The organism is Curtobacterium pusillum (genome assembly GCF_007680845.1).
Taxonomy (GTDB): domain Bacteria; phylum Actinomycetota; class Actinomycetes; order Actinomycetales; family Microbacteriaceae; genus Curtobacterium; species Curtobacterium pusillum_B.
Genome location: NZ_VEIY01000003.1, coordinates 70,083 through 87,990, shown reverse-complemented (window position 1 = coordinate 87,990; position 17,908 = coordinate 70,083). Strand labels below are relative to the sequence as shown.

Annotated in this window: 15 protein-coding genes; 9 read left to right on the top strand and 6 right to left on the bottom strand. The window is 70.0% G+C overall.

Annotated elements, in window-relative coordinates; all coding sequences use genetic code 11:
- Positions 1-15 precede the first annotated feature (15 nt).
- Positions 16-1,527 (top strand): glycerol kinase GlpK, encoded by a 1,512-nt coding sequence (gene glpK / locus FS825_RS08055; RefSeq protein ID WP_144712006.1) that lies wholly within the window; start codon positions 16-18, stop codon positions 1,525-1,527.
- A gap of 111 nt (positions 1,528-1,638) precedes the next feature.
- Here the strand turns inward: glpK and trpD are convergent, their stop codons facing one another.
- The gene (gene trpD, locus FS825_RS08050; RefSeq protein WP_144712004.1) at positions 1,639-2,682 is read right to left on the bottom strand and encodes an anthranilate phosphoribosyltransferase; all 1,044 of its coding nucleotides are present in this window, start codon (positions 2,680-2,682) and stop codon (positions 1,639-1,641) included.
- A gap of 79 nt (positions 2,683-2,761) precedes the next feature.
- Between trpD and ctaE the strand changes: the two genes are divergently transcribed.
- From ctaE to FS825_RS08025, 5 genes are all read left to right on the top strand, one after another.
- On the top strand, positions 2,762-3,391 hold the full coding sequence (gene ctaE / locus FS825_RS08045) for an aa3-type cytochrome oxidase subunit III (RefSeq protein WP_144712002.1): 630 nt from the start codon (positions 2,762-2,764) through the stop codon (positions 3,389-3,391).
- A gap of 21 nt (positions 3,392-3,412) precedes the next feature.
- Positions 3,413-4,222 carry a cytochrome bc1 complex diheme cytochrome c subunit gene (qcrC, locus tag FS825_RS08040; RefSeq protein ID WP_144712001.1) on the top strand — a complete coding sequence of 270 codons (810 nt, stop codon included), beginning with the start codon at positions 3,413-3,415 and terminating at the stop codon, positions 4,220-4,222.
- Between the two features lie 33 nt (positions 4,223-4,255).
- Positions 4,256-5,323 carry a cytochrome bc1 complex Rieske iron-sulfur subunit gene (gene qcrA, locus FS825_RS08035; RefSeq protein WP_186377136.1) on the top strand — a complete coding sequence of 356 codons (1,068 nt, stop codon included), beginning with the start codon at positions 4,256-4,258 and terminating at the stop codon, positions 5,321-5,323.
- Complete coding sequence (gene qcrB / locus FS825_RS08030; protein ID WP_144711999.1) at positions 5,323-7,011, top strand: cytochrome bc1 complex cytochrome b subunit; 1,689 nt, start codon at positions 5,323-5,325, stop codon at positions 7,009-7,011. Before qcrA ends, qcrB begins: the two co-directional genes overlap by 1 nt.
- 192 nt (positions 7,012-7,203) lie before the next feature.
- A complete protein-coding gene (locus tag FS825_RS08025) occupies positions 7,204-8,163 on the top strand; it encodes a phosphodiesterase (protein ID WP_144711997.1) in 960 nt (319 codons plus the stop codon).
- A 524-nt stretch (positions 8,164-8,687) separates the two neighbouring features.
- Here FS825_RS08025 and FS825_RS08020 read toward each other — a convergent pair.
- The 4 genes from FS825_RS08020 to FS825_RS08005 all read right to left on the bottom strand — a co-directional run bounded on the left by FS825_RS08020 (position 8,688) and on the right by FS825_RS08005 (position 12,906).
- Positions 8,688-10,241: a stealth conserved region 3 domain-containing protein gene (locus FS825_RS08020; RefSeq protein WP_144711995.1), complete on the bottom strand. Its 1,554-nt coding sequence runs from the start codon at positions 10,239-10,241 to the stop codon at positions 8,688-8,690.
- A gap of 96 nt (positions 10,242-10,337) precedes the next feature.
- The gene (locus tag FS825_RS08015; protein ID WP_186377135.1) at positions 10,338-10,793 is read right to left on the bottom strand and encodes a DUF6804 family protein; all 456 of its coding nucleotides are present in this window, start codon (positions 10,791-10,793) and stop codon (positions 10,338-10,340) included.
- Entirely contained in the window at positions 10,793-11,377 is a 585-nt protein-coding gene (locus tag FS825_RS08010; RefSeq protein ID WP_144711994.1) for a GDSL-type esterase/lipase family protein, read from the bottom strand. Before FS825_RS08010 ends, FS825_RS08015 begins: the two co-directional genes overlap by 1 nt.
- Positions 11,374-12,906 (bottom strand): SDR family oxidoreductase, encoded by a 1,533-nt coding sequence (locus FS825_RS08005; RefSeq protein ID WP_144711992.1) that lies wholly within the window; start codon positions 12,904-12,906, stop codon positions 11,374-11,376. The genes FS825_RS08010 and FS825_RS08005 overlap by 4 nt, the downstream gene beginning before the upstream one ends.
- 42 nt (positions 12,907-12,948) lie before the next feature.
- On the opposite strand from FS825_RS08005, the gene deoC reads away from it, so the two are divergent.
- The 3 genes from deoC (at position 12,949) to FS825_RS07990 (ending at position 15,549) form a co-directional block, all read left to right on the top strand.
- Complete coding sequence (gene deoC / locus FS825_RS08000; RefSeq protein ID WP_186377134.1) at positions 12,949-13,695, top strand: deoxyribose-phosphate aldolase; 747 nt, start codon at positions 12,949-12,951, stop codon at positions 13,693-13,695.
- A 143-nt stretch (positions 13,696-13,838) separates the two neighbouring features.
- Positions 13,839-14,807, top strand: a complete 969-nt coding sequence (locus FS825_RS07995) for an ROK family protein (protein ID WP_144711990.1) — start codon at positions 13,839-13,841, stop codon at positions 14,805-14,807.
- Between the two features lie 166 nt (positions 14,808-14,973).
- Complete coding sequence (locus FS825_RS07990) at positions 14,974-15,549, top strand: hypothetical protein (protein WP_144711988.1); 576 nt, start codon at positions 14,974-14,976, stop codon at positions 15,547-15,549.
- On the opposite strand, the gene FS825_RS07985 is transcribed toward FS825_RS07990, so the two are convergent.
- The gene (locus FS825_RS07985; protein WP_260981091.1) at positions 15,528-17,870 is read right to left on the bottom strand and encodes a RelA/SpoT family protein; all 2,343 of its coding nucleotides are present in this window, start codon (positions 17,868-17,870) and stop codon (positions 15,528-15,530) included. The two genes, FS825_RS07990 and FS825_RS07985, sit on opposite strands and share 22 nt — an antisense overlap.
- Positions 17,871-17,908 lie beyond the last annotated feature (38 nt).

The window sequence follows — 17,908 nt, the reverse complement described above, 5'->3', positions numbered from 1 at the left end:
CCGTAAGGAGCACCCATGGCCGACTACATCGTCGCCATCGACCAGGGCACGACCTCGACCCGAGCGATCGTCTTCGACCACTCCGGCTCGATCGTGTCCGTCGGACAGAAGGAACACGAGCAGATCTTCCCGCGCGCCGGGTGGGTCGAGCACGACCCGGCGGAGATCTGGGACAACACGCGTGAGGTCATCGGCCAGGCGCTGTCCCGCGCGGACATCACCCGCCACGACGTCGCGGCGGTCGGCATCACCAACCAGCGCGAGACCGCGGTGGTCTGGGACAAGACGACCGGCAAGCCCGTCTACAACGCGATCGTCTGGCAGGACACCCGCACGCAGTCCATCGTCGACAAGCTCGCCGACGGCGACACCGACCGGTACAAGGCCATCGTCGGCCTGCCGCTCGCGACGTACTTCGCCGGCACGAAGATCATGTGGATCCTCGAGAACGTCGAGGGTGCGCGCGAGAAGGCCGAGGCCGGGGACCTGCTGTTCGGCACGACCGACACCTGGGTCCTCTGGAACCTGACCGGTGGCATCGACGGCGGCGTCCACAAGACCGACGTCACGAACGCGTCCCGCACGCTGTTCATGGACCTCGAGACGCTGCAGTGGCGCGACGACATCCTCGCCGACTTCGGTGTGCCGAAGTCGATGCTCCCGGAGATCGTCAGCTCCTCCGAGGTCTACGGCCACGTCGAGTCCTCGAACCTGCTGCGCGAGGTCCCCATCGCCGGCATCCTCGGCGACCAGCAGGCCGCGACGTTCGGCCAGGCCGCGTTCGACCAGGGCGAGTCGAAGAACACCTACGGCACCGGCAACTTCCTCATCTTCAACACGGGCACGGAGATCGTCCGCTCGGAGAACGGGCTGCTGACCACCGTCGGCTACAAGCTCGGCGACGCGGACACCCACTACGCACTCGAAGGATCGATCGCCGTCACGGGGTCGCTCATCCAGTGGCTCCGCGACAACCTCGGCCTCATCGGCAGCGCCCCGGAGGTCGAGGCCCTCGCCAAGACCGTCGAGGACAACGGCGGCGTGTACTTCGTCCCGGCGTTCTCGGGTCTCTTCGCCCCGTACTGGCGTCCTGATGCCCGCGGTGCGATCGTCGGACTCACCCGCTACGTCAACAAGGGCCACATCGCGCGTGCCGCCCTCGAGGCGACGGCGCTGCAGACCCGCGAGGTCCTCGACGCCGTCAACGCCGACTCCGGCGTGGACCTGACGGAGCTCAAGGTCGATGGTGGCATGACCGCCAACGACGCGCTCATGCAGTTCCAGGCCGACATCCTCAACGTGCCGGTCGTCCGTCCGGTGGTCGCCGAGACCACCGCGCTCGGCGCCGCCTACGCGGCCGGTCTGGCCGTCGGGTTCTGGGCGAACCTCGACGAGCTCCGCGCCAACTGGCAGGAGGACAAGCGCTGGGAGCCGCAGCTCGACGAGGCCGAGCGCGAGCGCACCCTGCGCCTCTGGAAGAAGGCCGTCACGAAGACCTTCGACTGGGTCGACGAGGACGTCCAGTAACACGCGCTGACGCGACCGCCTGGAGGCGCGGTGCCGGTCCCACGGACCGGCGCCGCGCCTCCTGTGCGTTGCGTCTCGTGCGTGCGTTGCGTCTCGTGCGTGCGGTGCGACCTACGCGCTGACCCACTCGGCCAGTTTGCGCGCTGCGGCACCGGAGTCGACCGCCTCGGCGGCGACGACGAGCTGCTCGCGGAAGCGGTGCAGGATCGGCCGGTCGACCTCGGACGGGTCCTCGGCGAGCCGGAACGACACGAGGCCGGCGGCGGCGTTGAGCAGCACGATGTCGCGGACCGGGCCGGACTCCCCCGCGAGGACGCGGTGCACCACGCCGGCGTTGTGCTCGGGGTCGCCGCCCAGCAGGTCCGAGGTCGCGGCGCGGGCGATGCCGAGGTCGCGCGGGTCGAGGTCGTGCTCGGTGACGCGGCCGCCCGTGACCTCCCAGATGTGGCTGTGCCCGGTCGTGGTGAGCTCGTCGAGCCCGTCGTCGCCGCGGAACACGAGCGCCGTCGCCCCACGGGTCTGGAACACGCCCGTGATGATCGGGACGAGGTCGAGCTGCGCGACGCCGACCGCGTTCGCCTCGCACCGCGCGGGGTTGACGAGCGGACCGAGGAAGTTGAACACGGTCGGCACGCCGATCTCGCGCCGGACCGCCGCCGCGTGGGCGAAGCCCGGGTGGAAGGCGCTCGCGAAGGCGAAGGTCAGGCCGACACGCCGGAACGTGTCCGCGACACGCGCGGCGTCCATCGTGAGGTCGAGCCCTAGCGCGGCGAGGACGTCGCTGGACCCGGACTTCGAGGAGCTCGCGCGGTTGCCGTGCTTGACGACGGGGACGCCGGCCGCGGCGATCACGATAGCCGCCATGGTCGAGACGTTCACGGTCCCGACGACGTCGCCGCCCGTCCCCACGATGTCGAGCGCCATGGGGTCGACGTCCAGCGGGATGGCGGCGTCGAGGATGGCGTCGCGGAAGCCGACGACCTCGTCGACGGTCTCGCCCTTCGCGCGCAACGCGACGACGAAGGCGGCGATCTGCGCCGCCGTCGCCCGTCCTGCCACGATCTCCTGCATGGCCCATGTGGACTGGCTGATCGTCAGGTCCTCGCGCGCCATGAGCGCGCTGATCACCGAGGGCCATGAGAGTACGTCGAGCATGTCGTCGATCGTAGTGAATTCGAGTGACCCGCCAGTCTCCTGCGAAAACACTGTCGGTGACTTCCGACATAATGGAGACGTGACTAGCACCCCTCTCTCCAGATCCGCCAGCGGTCCGGTCCTCAACAGGCCGAACGCCGTTGCCGTGGGGACGATCGTGTGGCTGGGCAGCGAGGTCATGTTCTTCGCCGGCCTGTTCGCGATCTACTTCACGCTGCGCAGCACCTCGCCCGAGCTCTGGGCGACCGAGACCTCCAAGCTCGAGGTGCCGTTCGCCTCGGTGAACACGATCATCCTGGTGCTGTCCAGCTTCGCCTGCCAGTTCGCGGTGTTCGCCGCGGAGCGCTTCCAGGTGCACCGCACGAGCTGGAACCCGAAGGACTGGGGCATGACGGAGTGGTTCTTCGTCACGTACTGCATGGGCGCGATCTTCGTCTGCGGCCAGATCTTCGAGTACGCCAACCTCTGGCACGAGGGCATCACGCTCTCCTCCAGTGCCTACGGCTCGGCCTTCTACATGACCACCGGTTTCCACGGTCTCCACGTCACGGGTGGCCTCATCGCCTTCCTGCTGACGCTCGGTCGCGGCTTCGCCGCCAAGAACTTCGGTCACAAGGAAGCGACCACCGCGATCGTCGTGTCGTACTACTGGCACTTCGTCGACGTCGTCTGGATCGGCCTCTTCGCCGTCATCTACCTTCTCAAGTAGGAACTGGATAGCCCCCACCGCATGTTCAACAGAACCAAGTCCAAGAAGGGCCGCCGTTCCCCGATGGCGACCGTGTCGCTCATCGTCGTCGGTCTCATGACCACCGGCGGTGCGTACGCGCTGTTCAGCTCCACGGCGAACGCCGACGACAGCACGAGCACCGTGGCCGCGTCGAGCCAGTCGAAGGTGAACGAGGGCCAGAAGCTCTTCGCCTCGAACTGCGCCACCTGCCACGGTCTGTCCGCGCAGGGCACGAGCGAGGGCCCGTCCCTCATCGGCGTCGGTGCCGCGTCGGTCGACTTCCAGGTCGGCACCGGTCGCATGCCGATGGCCGCGCAGGGCCCCCAGGCGGAAGAGAAGCCCGCCCAGTTCACGGACGAGCAGGTGGACGCCCTCGCCGAGTACGTCGCATCGCTCGGCCCCGGCCCGTCGGTCCCCTCCACGGACCTCACCGACGGCAAGAGTGGCGACGCCGCCGAAGGTGCGGAGCTCTTCCGCATCAACTGCGCGATGTGCCACAACGTGGCCGGCGCCGGTGGTGCGCTGACCGAGGGCAAGTACGCCCCGAACCTCCAGTCGGTGTCCGGCAAGCACATCTACGAGGCCATGATCACCGGCCCGCAGAACATGCCGGTCTTCAACGACCTCAACCTGACGCCGCAGCAGAAGGCCGACATCATCACGTACCTCAAGTACGTGCAGGACAACAAGTCGCCCGGCGGGTTCGCCCTCGGCTCCCTCGGCCCGGTGGCAGAGGGTCTGTTCATCTGGATCTTCGGTCTGGGCGCGGTCGTCGCGATGACCGTCTGGCTGACCGCGAAGTCCAACTGATCGTCCGTGTCGTACGACACTGAAGGGAACACCATGGCAGAGCACGACGACGAGGCACTGAACTCGTCCTCGGCTGTCGAGAAGCACGGCACGACCCCGACGTCGGCTGGTATCGCGGTCCTCCCCACGGAGCCGTTCGAGAACCCGGGTGAGCCGCCGCACCGCGCGCGCCGCACCGACGTCGACCCGAAGAAGCAGCGTCTCGCCGAGCGTCAGGTCGCCACGTTCTTCTACCTGTCGATCGTCGGCAGCGTCCTCGCGATCGCGGCGTACGTCGCGTTCCCGATCAGCTCCGACGACTTCGGCACGGTCCGCACCGCGAACCTGTTCCTCGGTCTGTCGATCGCGCTCGCCCTGCTCGCACTCGGCCTCGGTGCCGTCTACTGGTCGAAGTCGCTCGTCGTCGACCGCGAGATCTCGGAGCTCCGTCACGGCACCCGTGGCACGGACGCGACCCGCGCGAAGGCCGTCGAGGCCTTCCAGCTCGCCGACAAGGAGTCCGGCTTCAGCCGTCGCAAGCTGATCCGCAACTCGATGATCGGTGCGCTGGCCGCGTTCCCGCTCCCGGGCATCGTCCTCGTGCGTGACCTCGCACCGGCCGCCGACCCGAACGAACTCCTCCGCCACACCATGTGGGCGAAGGGCACGCGCCTGACGAAGGACCCGACGGGTCTGCCGATCAAGGCGTCCGACGTGACCATCGGTTCGGTGTTCCACGTCATCCCCGACGGCCTGCTCGACAAGGAAGACATGCTCGAGGAGAAGGCCAAGGCCGCCGTGCTCCTCATGCGCCTCGACCCGAAGGACCTCAACCCCAGCAAGGGGCACGAGGACTGGGGGTACGACGGCATCGTCGCGTACTCGAAGATCTGCACCCACGTCGGGTGCCCGGTCGCCCTGTACGAACAGCAGACGCACCACCTGCTCTGCCCGTGTCACCAGTCGACCTTCGATGTCTCGAACAACTGCGAGGTCATCTTCGGGCCGGCGGCACGCCCCCTCCCCCAACTTCCTATCGCGATCGACGACGACGGCTACCTGGTTGCCCAGAGCGACTTCCACGAGCCCGTCGGACCGTCCTTCTGGGAGCGTGAACGCTGATGAGCAGCACCACCACCACCGCACCTGCGTCGAGCACCAAGCCGGCACCGGAGCGCGGATCCCGCATCATCGGCGGGGTCGCCAACTACATCGACGAGCGCACGAGCATCTCGGGCCTCGTGAAGGAGGTCGGGCGCAAGATCTTCCCCGACCACTGGAGCTTCATGCTCGGCGAGGTGGCGCTGTACAGCTTCGTCGTCGTCCTGCTCTCCGGCACCTTCCTGACGTTCTTCTTCCAGGCGTCGATGGCCGAGGTCGTGTACCACGGCTCGTACGTCCCGCTGAAGGGCGTGGAGATGTCGACGGCACTCCAGTCGACGCTGAACATCTCGTTCGACATCCGCGGCGGGCTCTTCGTCCGGCAGATCCACCACTGGGCGGCCCTGCTGTTCGTGGCGTCGATCATGCTGCACATGGCCCGCGTGTTCTTCACCGGCGCGTTCCGCAAGCCGCGTGAGCTCAACTGGGTGTTCGGCTTCATCCTCTGGGTCCTGGCCATGGCCGAGGGCTTCACGGGCTACTCGCTCCCCGACGACCTGCTCTCCGGCAACGGTCTGCGCATCATCGTCGGCATGATCGAGGGTGTGCCTGTCATCGGCGTCTGGATCGCCTACCTGCTGTTCGGCGGGGAGTTCCCGGGCACCGACATCGTCGGCCGTCTCTACACGCTGCACATCCTGCTGCTGCCGGCGATCCTCGTCGCAGTGCTCGGCGTCCACCTCGTGCTGGTCGTCATCAACAAGCACACGCAGTTCGCGGGCCCCGGCAAGACGAACGAGAACGTCGTCGGTGTGCCGATCCTCCCGGCGTTCGCCGCGAAGGCCGGTGGGTTCTTCTTCATCGTCGCGGGCATCCTCGCCCTCATCGCGTCGCTGTTCACGATCAACCCGATCTGGAACTACGGCCCATACGACCCGTCCCCGGTGTCCGCCGGTACCCAGCCCGACTGGTACATCGGCTTCGCCGACGGTGCGCTCCGTCTGGTGCCGCCGCACTGGGAGGTCGTGTGGTTCGGCTACACGGTGTCGTTCAACATCCTGGCTCCGATCGCCGTCCTCGTGGCGCTCATCCTGGCGATGTTCATCTACCCGTTCATCGAGGCGTGGGTCACGGGCGACCAGCGCGAGCACCACATCCTCGACCGTCCGCGGAACGCCCCGACCCGCACCGCGCTCGGCGCCGCCGGCATCACGCTCTACGCGAGCCTCTGGGCCGCCGCCTCGTCGGACATCATCGCGACCCACTTCTACGTCTCGATCGACCACGTGATCCACGTGATCCAGGCCACGACGGTCCTCGGCCCGTTCGTCGCCTTCTGGATCACGAAGCGCGTGTGCCTCGCCCTGCAGAAGAAGGACCGCGAGATCGTGCTCCACGGGTACGAGTCCGGCCGCATCGTGCGACTCCCCCACGGCGAGTACATCGAGGTGCACGAGCAGCTCGACGAGTACGAGCGGTGGAAGCTGCTGCAGTTCAACGAGTACAAGCCGCTGATGATCCGCCCGAACGCCAAGGGCCAGATCACCGGGGTGCAGAAGATCCGCGCCAGCATGTCGCGCTTCTTCTTCGAGGACCGCATCACGCCGGTCAGCAAGGCCGAGCTCGACGCGGCACACGCTGCGCACCACGGGCCCGAGCTCGCGGAAGGTGAGCACCCGGCTGCGGCCATCGGTGCTGGCAACCATTAAATTCCTCGGCAAGAACGAACGAGCCCCTCGTCCACTTCGTGGTCGGGGGGCTCGTTCGTTCGCCTCATGTTCGCCTCGGTTTCGGGAAACACCGCTTCCGGTTCACCCGCGATTCACGCGGACGTGTTGGACTCGTCCAGGACGGTGTGGCACTGTGTTGCACCACGCACCCGCCAACGGAATGGAACCCCGATGGACAGCCGGACGGCCGAACACCCCAGGCCGAACCACTTCCTCCTCCACCTCAGCGACACCCACCTCGTGGCGGGTGACGGCGACCTCTACGGTGACGTCGACGCCGCAGCCCGACTCCGCGAGATCGTCGCCGACATCGAAGCCTCCGGGACCCGTCCGGAGGCGATCGTCGTCACCGGCGACGTCGCCGACAAGGGCGAGCCAGGGGCGTACGCCCGGATCCGGTCGATCGTCGAGCCCGCCGCCGAGCGGATCGGCGCCCAGGTCATCTGGGCCATGGGCAACCACGACGAGCGCGGCGCCTTCCGCCAGGAGCTCTTCGGCCTTCAACCCACCGACCGTCCGGTCGACTTCGTCTACGACGTGAACGGCCTGCGGGTGATCACCCTCGACACGAGCGTCCCCGGCGCCCATCACGGCGAGGTCTCCCCCGCGCAGCTCGACTGGCTCGCCGAGGTACTCTCGGAACAGGCCCCGCACGGCACGATCCTCGCGATGCACCACCCGCCGGTCCCGAGCGTGCAGGACCTCGCCGTCCTCGTCGAGCTGCGCGACCAGGACGCCCTGGCCGAGGTGGTCGAGGGCAGTGACGTCATCGCGATCATCGCCGGGCACCTGCACTACTCGACGAGCGCGGTGTTCGCCGGGATCCCCGTCTCGGTCGCGAGTGCCACGTGCTACACCCAGGACCTCACGGAGTTCCAGGGCGGGACCCGGGGCCAGGACGGCGCGCAGTCGTTCAACCTCGTGCACGTCTACGGCCACAACGTGGTGCACTCGGTCGTGCCGATCGGGCACTACGGGACGGTCGGGCAGCCGGTGTCCGCGGTGGAAACCGAGGCTCGGCTCGCGGCCGCCGGCGTCGTGATCCCGGCAGCGGCCGAGCCGGCGCCGGTGACGTCGAGCATCCCGGTGTTCACGCTCGACTCCGTGCCGGTCTCCCCCGTCCACCGCTGACGGCGGGCGCCGGCGCCGACGCCGAGCGGGCAACATCCGTCACGCTCGCCGGGCCTGCCCGGCACTTCCTGCCCGCTCGGCGTTCGCCGCGCGGCGTGTCCTGCCCGCTCGACGCCCGGCCCGTCTGCCCCCGAGGCCGCACGCCGTGCGACTTCGGCGAGGCCGATCGTCCGGCCGCCCCGAGCTCGCGGGCGCGCCGAGCGGGCGATATCCGTCACGGTCGCCGAACCCGGGCGGCGTGTTGTGCCCGCTCGGCCCTCGGCGTGCGCGTGTCCCGCCCGCTCGGTGCGAGACCCGGCCAGGTCGGCGCCGAGGTTGCACGCGGTGAGACCTCGGCATGCCGGACGCGCGGGGGCGACGAGCGGGCCATATCTGTCACGGTCGCCGGACTCGGGCGGCCTGTAACGCCCGCTCGGCGGAGGGCGTGCGGCGTGTTGTGCCCGCTCGGCGGACCGGCCCGCCCGGCCCCGGCGGCCGCGCCGCCGCTGGGCCGCGCCGCGGCGCCCGCGGCGCCAGCGCCCGCGTCAGGACGCGGGCTTCTCCCACGGCGCAGGGAACGGGAAGTACCGCTCGAGGAAGTCGGTCACCCGCTGCGTCCGCTCTTCGTCACTGACCTCGGGGAAGCTGCCGTCGTTCAGGCAGAAGAAGTCCACGTTCCGCTTCTTGAGCAGCTCGTCGAGTGCCCGGAGTCCGGACTGCATCGTCGTGTCGATGTACCGCACCGGAGCGTTCTCCTGCACGATCGCCCGACCCGTGAGCAGCGAGTAGTAGTGGTACAGCGAGTTCGTCACCGAGATGTTCTCGGCCGCCCGGAACCGGGACGCAGCCGTCGCGCGGAACTCGTCCGCGAACTCGTGTTCCATCTCGGTCATGATCGAGGCCCGGAGCGGCGTGGGTGCGTGCTCCAGGTGCCGCGTCGTGACGGCACCGAACCGCTGCTGCAGGAGCCGACGGTTGACCCGGGCGGAGTTCTCGAACCCGCTGCGCGCCGGGTTGTTCGACCCGAGCCCGATCCGGGTGGTCGCGAGGATGAACTTCGTCACCGATCCCGGGCTGAAGAACACCGACGGGTCGACCGTGCGGCCGAAGAACATGTCGTCGTTCGAGTAGATGAAGTGCTCGCTGATGCCCGGGATGTGGTGGAGCTGCGACTCGACGGCCTGCGAGTTGTGCGTCGGCAGGACGGACGGGTCGGCGAAGAACTCCTCGGAGCGGACGATCCGCACCTTCGGGTGGTCGGCGAGCCAGTGCGGTGCCGGCGAGTCGGTCGCGATGTAGATCTGCCGGATCCAGGGCGCGAAGGTGTGCACGGACCGGAGGGCGTACTTCAGCTCGTCGATCTGCCGGAACCGGGCGGGGGCGTCGTCGCCTTCCCCGAGCACGGCGCCGGACTGCGCCGCCTGACGGGCGCGCTGGTACTCGATGGCGTTGCCGTCGACCCACGAGAACACGATGTCGATCGGGAACCGGATGTCCGACACGTGGTCGTCGAACATGTGCTCGACGGTGCGCCAGGTGCGTCCGTAGCGCTCGATGTCGACGAGCACGAACTCGTCGATGGGGAGGCTGCGTCGCATGAGCGCGTTCTCGACCGGTGCGAGGACCTCGGTGTCGGTGACGCGCCAGAACTCGAGCTGCACGCTCGTCTCGGCGCCGTACCGGAGCCGTCCGAGCGGTTCGACGCGCGGTCGGAACACGCGGAGCACCGGCTCGTCGACCGGTCCGAGGCCGTCGTCGATGACGAGCACCGCGGGCTCCCCCGGCGGCTTCGCGTAGAACGGCTCGTTCGCCGCGGCGGCCATCACGGCGCTCTCGGCACGCTGTCGGTCGCGCTCGTCCACGGCGATGACGGGTCGCTGGTCGTTCCCGCGGATGAGCAGGTGGTCGACGTCGCCGCTGGTGAGCGCGTCGTCGAGGAACAGCAGGTCCTCGATCATCGACTGCTGCGGGGTCAGGTGCCCGTTGACGAGCGTCAGCCGACCCTTCCGCACGACGACGTCGGGTCGATCGAGACCGCCGGAGGACGGTCGAGGGTTCAGCAGAGGACTCTCGGTCTCCGGCTCGGTCTCGTTGCTCATCCACGCCCTTCGCGTCGGTCGGCCGGGCCCTGCGCCCGACCCCTCGATCCTACCGTCCGCGCGGACCCCTGGTCGCGCCCGTCGGCGCGGGACCCGTCAGGACCTGGAGGCGCGGGTCGGCTCCGTCTCGCGGGGCACCTTGACGAGGATCCCCACGACGATGAACAGCGCGGCCGCCACGATCTGCAGGGCCGCCCACACCTCGCCCGGGATCGGCACGACGGCGATCGGGTTCCAGCAGACGGCGACCGCCGCCATCAGGACCGCGGCCCACCACGCACGCCCCCGGACCGCGAACACGAGGACGATGAGCGCCAGCACGGCGACGCCCCACCGGGCGAAGACGAACGCCGACGTGTCGAGGAGCGCGACGCAGGCGAGCAGGAGGATCGCCGCGATGAGCGACGGTGCGAGGGCCGGTCGGGTGAACGGTGGGGTGTCGGTGCCCGCTCGTCCGCCCCGTCCCGACGCCGACGGTCCCGGACGCGCCGGGGCCGACGGCACGCCGTGCAGCGACGAGCCCGCCGCCGGCCGGCCCTTGCGTGCCGCCATCAGAGCGCGGCGTCGTCGAGGTCGATCGCCTGGAAGGGACGGGACATCGGCGGCAGGCCCCGGACCCGCTCGAGCGCCGGCAGGAGTTCGGCGACGTACGCGCGGTAGCCGTCCTCCGTGAGGTGGAGGCCGTCGTCGGTGAAGCGTTCGTCGAGGTGGTCGCCGTCGGCGAGGGCCGGCCACGCGTCGAGGTACTGCGCGTGGCACGTGGCGACGAACTGGCGCAGGTGCCGGTTCGCCTCCTCGATCTTCGCCGCCCACTCCGCCTGCCGCGGGAGGATCGACACGAGGAGCAGACGGACGCCGGGGAGCTCGCGACGGAGCGTCACGAGGATCGACTCCACCCCGCGGACCACGTGCTCGACGCTCTTGCGGTGGTTGCCGAAGTCGTTCGTGCCGATGAGGAGCACGATCACCTCGGGCTGCTCGGCGATGACGGCGTCCAGGCGTGCGAGGACCCCGTCCGTGGTGTCGCCGCCGATGCCGAGGTTGACGGTGCGCTCGTCGGGCAGCCACGCGTCCCACGAACCCTGCTCGGTGATGCTGTCGCCCAGGAACAGGACGCTGGTGCGTTCCGTGGTCATGCTGCCTCCTCGTGTGCGGGTTCCCCGCCCCCATTCTGCTGGGTCCAGTTCCGCCCCGTCGACTCGGTGTGCTCGGACTCCCGTTCGGCGGCCGCCGTGATGCGTTCCACCATGCCGGGGAAGATCACGCCGTGGAAGGGGAGGATCGAGTACCAGTACAGCCGTCCGGCGAGTCCCTGCGGGAAGTAGATCGCGCGCTGGCGGTAGTCGCTGCCGCCGTCGTCCGCCGGCGTCACGGTCATCTCGAGCCAGGCGCGTCCCGGTGACTTGAACTCGGCGCGCAGCCGCAGGTACCGCCCGCGCTCGAGTCGTTCCACGCGCCACCAGTCGAGCGCGTCGCCCTGCTCGAGTCGCTTCGGATCACGCCGGCCGCGGTTCAGGCCGACTCCGCCGGCGAGCTTGTCCAGCCAGCCGCGAGCGACCCAGGCGAGCGGGAAGGAGTACCACCCGTTCTCGCCGCCGATCGACTCGACGACGCGCCAGACGTCCTCGGCCGAGGCCGCGGAGTGGCGCTTGCGGTCGTCGACGTACACCGTGTGCCCGGCCCAGTCCGGGTCGCTCGGCAGCGGGTCGGCCGGGGTCGCGGCCAGGGTCGCGTTCCGCCAGCTGGTCTCCACCTCGCCGGTGCGCATGCGCGTCAGGGCGAGCCGGACCGCTCGGCGGTAGGACGTCAGCCCACCCTTCGGCCGGGGCACCACGTCGTCGATGTCGTGCTCGCGCTGGACGCACTCGAACTGCAGCGACTCGATGATCGGTGTCGCGAGCTTGCGCGGGATCGGGGTCACGAGGTTGAACCAGTGCGCCGCGAGACCCGGGGTGAGCACCGGGAGCACGGAGATCGGTCGCTGCGGCAGCTTCGCCTCCACCGCGTACCCGTTGAGCATCTGGCCGTAGCGGAGGACGTCGGGTCCGCCGATGTCGAACGTGCGGTTCACGTCCTCGGGGATGTCGAGTGCCGCGACGAGGTAGTAGAGGACGTCGCGGACCGCGATCGGCTGGATGCGGTTCCGGACCCACCGGGGCGCCGGCATCCAGGGCAGGACGTCGGTCACGTGGCGGATCATCTCGAACGAGGTGCTGCCCGAGCCGATGACGACGCCGGCCTGGTACGCGATCGTGGGGACGCCGGACCGGAGCAGGACGTCGCCGACCTCCTTCCGGCTCCTGAGGTGCTTCGACAGCTCGCCGTCCGGGTGCAGGCCGCCCAGGTACACGAACCGGCGCACCCCGGCCGCCTCCGCCTCGTGCGCCATGGTCTCGACGGCCTGGCGCTCGGCGTGCTCGAAGTCGCCCTCGGCCCCCATCGCGTGCGCGAGGTAGTAGACCGCTTCGATCCCGTCGACGGCGGTGCGGACAGCCGCGGCGTCCTGCAGGTCGCCGGACGTGATCTCGACGTCGTCGTGCCAGGGGACGTCCTGCAGCTTGCGGGGCGTGCGGACGAAGACGCGGACGCTGTGGCCGGCTTCCAGGAGACGGGGGACGAGGCGACCACCGATGTACCCGGTGGCTCCGGTGACGAGGACGTGCATGCGGGGCACGGTACGCGGCTCGGCTCCGGGTAGGCTTGCCCGGTGGACAATGCAGCGTTCCCCGTCGATCCCGACCACGTCAGTGCCGATGCGGTCCGGGGTCTCATCGACCACGCGATCCTCAAGCCGGAGCTGACCCGCTCCGACGTCGACGCCCAGCTCGACGAGGCCGCCGCGTACCGCGTGTTCAGCGTGTGCGTCCGACCGAGCGACGTCGCGTACGCGGTCGGTCGTCTGACCGGCACCGGGGTCGGCGTCGGGACCGTCATCGGCTTCCCGCACGGCACCACCTCGACCGCCGCCAAGGTCGCCGAGTCGCTGCAGGCCCTCGCCGACGGCGCCTTCGAGCTCGACATGGTGCAGAACATCGGCGCGGCGAAGTCCGGCGACTGGGAGCGCGTCGAGCAGGACGTCCGCGCCGTGGTCGACGCCGCCGGCAGCACCGTCGTCAAGGTCATCCTCGAGACCGCGTTCCTCACCGACGACGAGATCGTCGCCGCGTCCCGGGCCGCTCAGCGTGCCGGCGCGGCCTTCGTGAAGACCTCCACCGGGTTCGCCGGCGGCGGTGCGACCGCCGACCACATCCGGCTCATGCGCGCCACGGTCGGGCCGGACACCGGTGTGAAGGCCTCCGGCGGCGTCCGCGGGCTCGACACGTTCCTCGAGATGGTCGAGGCGGGCGCGAACCGCATCGGCACCAGCGCCTCGGCCCGCATCCTCGACGAGGTCGCACACCGCGCCGAGACCGGTACCGCGTCGGCGCTCGGCGACGACTCGACGTCGTACTGACACGAGCACCACCAGCACAACCAGCACCGCACCACCGCACCACCAGCACTGACCGACCCACCAGCACGGAGCCGGACCCCACCGGGCGCGACGCCGCCCCGGCGGCCCGCACCGCGCCTCCAGACCGCCGCATCGGAGCGAGCATGTCCACCACCGCACCGCAGTCCACCACCCCGACCACGAACGCGCTCGCGCTCGCCGTCGACCTCGGCGGCACGAAGGTCGAAGCGGCCCTCGTGACCGACGCGGGCGTGGTCCTGCCCGCCACGCGCTTCCGCAGCCCGACCGGCCCGCAGCGCACGTCCGACGAACTGCAGGCCGCGGTCGACGAGGTCGTCACGGCCGCGCTCGCGGCGCTCCCCGCCGACGCGACGCTCGTCGGCGTCGGGGTCGGCTCGGCCGGCCCGGTGGACGAGGAGCACGGGCTCGTGTCCCCGCTCAACATGCCGGTCTGGCGCGGGTACCCCCTGCGCGACCGCGTCGCCCGGCACGTGCCCGCCGGCGTCCCCGTGACGCTCCGGATGGACGGTCTCGCGATCACCCTCGCCGAGCACTGGGTCGGCGCGGCCCAGGGCTTCGACCACGTCATGGGCATGATCGTGTCGACCGGCGTCGGTGGCGGACTCATCCTGCACGGCCGCACCGTCAGCGGCCCGACGGGGAACGCGGGGCACATCGGCCACGTCGAGTGCGGCGGCTTCGACGACCACTGCGCGTGCGGCGGCACGGGCTGCCTCGAGGCGATCGCCAGCGGCCCGAAGACCGTCGCGTGGGCGCGTCGGCAGGGGTTCGCCGGCACCACCGGCGAGGAGCTCTCGGCTGGCTACGCGGCCGGTGACGAGATCGCGGTCGCGGCCGTCCAGCGGAGCGGTCGGGCCCTCGGCCAGGCGATCGCCGCGGCGACGAGCCTGGTCGACCTCGAAGTCGTCGCCATCGGTGGCGGCTTCTCGCACGTCACCCCGGACCTGTTCGAGTACGCGCGGCAGGCCGTCGCGGAGCGGGTCGAGTTCGGGTTCGTGACGAAGGTGCAGATCGTGCCGACGGGGTTGTCGCAGGACGGACCGCTCATCGGCGCGGCCGCGCTCGTGCACCGCGCGGACGTCCTGCGCTGACGCGCACGCGCGTGCGCTGACGGTCCCGTCGGGTGCCGGTGGCGCGGTGGTCGCGTCCACTGCCGGACTGGAGGCGCGGTGCGGCGCCGCCCCGCGCCTCCCGTCCGCCTGTGCGCTTGTCCACAGGCAGCCCGCCGGTCGGCGGGTGATCGGGCAGGATGTCCGGGTGCCCCGCTCCCCGCTGCTCACCACTGACGACTGGCCGGAAGCCGAGTTGCGCGCGGCGGTCCTGGCGGGTGAGCTCGTGCCCGTCGGCGACTGCTGGGCCTCCCCCGCCGAACCGCAGACCCCCGCACTCCGCGCGGCGGCGACGGCCTGGAGCCTGCCGGACGCCAGGCTCATCGCGTGCACCCGGACCGCCGCGTGGATCTGGGGCGCGACGTCGCGACCGCCGACGCCGCTCGACGCGTGCATCTCGCCGACGCTCCGCGTGCACGTCGGCCCGAGCGTGCGGCTGCGGGAGGTCGTCCTGGCCGACGGGGACGTCGTCCGGACCGGTGGGCTCGACGTGACGACGCCGATCCGGACGGCGGTGGACCTCCTCCGGAGCCCGAGCCGACCCGGCACGGACTTCGGCGCCGCCGAGTCGTCCGCGGTGACGGGGCTGCTCGCGACCGGGACGGTGACCGTCGACGAACTCGGACGACGCCTCGACGCCCTCGGGACGATCCCGATGGCCCGGCAGGCGGAGCGTCGGCTCCGTGGGCTCCGGGGCCCGGGTCAGCCGGCGCTGACCCGGTAGACGTCGTAGACGGCGTCGATCCGGCGCACCGCGTTGAGCACCCGGTCGAGGTGGGTGGTGTCGCCCATCTCGAACACGAACCGGCTGAGCGCCAGGCGGTCGGAGGACGTCGAGACCGTCGCGGACAGGATGTTCACGTGGTACTCGGTGAGCACCCGGGTGACGTCGCTGAGGAGCCCCGACCGATCGAGCGCCTCGATCTGGATCTGGACGAGGAACACCGACTTCGACGACGGCGCCCACTCGACCTCGATCATGCGGTCGGGCTCGTTCATGAGCGACTTCACGTTGGTGCACGACGCCTGGTGGACGGAGACGCCCTGCCCGCGGGTGATGAACCCGACGATCTGGTCGCCCGGCACCGGGGTGCAGCACTTCGCGAGCTTCACCAGGATGTCCGGCGCGCCACGGACGAGCACGCCGCTGTCGCTGTTGCGCAGCTGGCGGCTGGTGACCTGGCGCGGGAAGCTGAGCTCCGGCTCTTCCGTCTCGGTCTCGGTCTGGACGTTCCCGAGGACCTTCTCGATCACGGACTGGGTCGAGACGTGTCCCTCGCCCACGGCGGCGTACAGGGCGGACACGTCGTCGTAGCGCATCGAGGACGCCACCTCGGAGATGGAGTCCTGGCTCATGATCCGCTGGAGCGGCAGGTTCTGCTTCCGCATCGCGCGGGCGATGGCGTCGCGGCCCTGCTCGATCGCTTCTTCGCGGCGTTCCTTCGTGAACCACTGCTTGATCTTGTTCCGGGCGCGGGGGCTCCGGACGAAGGTCAGCCAGTCCTGGCTCGGGCCGGAGTCGGGGTTCTTCGACGTGAAGATCTCGACCACGTCGCCGCTGGACAGCGTGCTCTCGAGCGGGACGAGGCGGCCGTTGACCTTCGCGCCCATCGTGCGGTGCCCGATCTCGGTGTGCACGGCGTACGCGAAGTCGACGGGCGTGGCGCCGGACGGCAGTCCGATGACCTTGCCCTGCGGCGTGAAGACGTAGGTCTCCTTCGCGCCGATCTCGTAGCGCAGGGAGTCGAGGAACTCCCCCGGGTCGCTGGTCTCGGCCTGCCAGTCGGTGATGTGCGCGAGCCACGCCATGTCCTGGTCGGTCGCCGACGACGAGGTGTCGACGTCCCGGCCGGCTGCACGCTGCTTGTACTTCCAGTGCGCCGCGACACCGAACTCGGCGCGCTGGTGCATCTCGTGCGTGCGGATCTGGATCTCCACCGCGCGACCCTGCGGTCCGAGGACCGTGGTGTGCAGCGACTGGTAGAGGTTGAACTTCGGCGTCGCGATGTAGTCCTTGAAGCGGCCGGGCAGCGGCGTCCACCGGGCGTGCACCGAGCCGAGCATCGCGTAGCAGTCACGGACCGTGGGGACGAGGACCCGGATCCCGACGAGGTCGTAGATCTCGTCGAACTCGCGCCCGCGGACGATCATCTTCTGGTAGATCGAGTAGTACTGCTTCGGGCGGCCCATCACGTCGCCGCGGACCTTCGCGGCCTTGAGGTCCTTCTTCAGCGTCCCGATGACGTTCTGGACGAACTGCTCGCGCTTCGGCTGGCGTTCCTTGACGAGGCTGTCGATCTCGACGTACAGCTTCGGGTGCAGCACCGCGAACGAGAGGTCCTCGAGCTCGAGCTTGATCATCTGGATGCCGAGCCGGTGCGCCAGGGGCGCGTAGATCTCCAGCGTCTCCTTCGCCTTCCGCGTGGCGGAGGTCGACTCGACGAAGCCCCACGTGCGGGCGTTGTGGAGGCGGTCGGCGAGCTTGATCACGAGGACGCGGATGTCCTTCGACATCGCGATGACCATCTTGCGGACGGTCTCGGCCTGGGCGCTGTCGCCGTACTTGACCTTGTCGAGCTTGGTGACGCCGTCGACCAGCATGGCGATCTCGTCGCCGAAGTCCGCGCGGAGCTGGTCGAGCTGGTAGTCGGTGTCCTCCACTGTGTCGTGCAGGAGCGCGGCGGCGATCGTGATCGTCCCGATCCCCAGGTCGGCGAGGATCTGGGCGACGGCCACCGGGTGCGTGATGTACGGCTCGCCCGACTTGCGCTTCTGCCCGTCGTGGGCGCGCTCGGCCACCGAGTACGCGCGCTCGATGAGCGTCACGTCGGCCTTGGGGTGGTGCGACCGGACCGTCCGGATGAGGGTGTCGACCGCGCCGGCGGGCTGGGCACGCGAGAACAGCCGCGGCAGCAGCGACCGGAGCGAGCCGAGGTTGCCGGTCGTGTTCGGGCCGAGCGGGCTCGACGGGCGCGGCGCGGAACCCGGACGGCTCGCGCTCGGGGTGGAGGCGTCCTGGGGCGTGGACTCACGCGTGTCCGTCATGATGCGCCTCCCGTGACGACCGTCCGAGCTCGATCCGA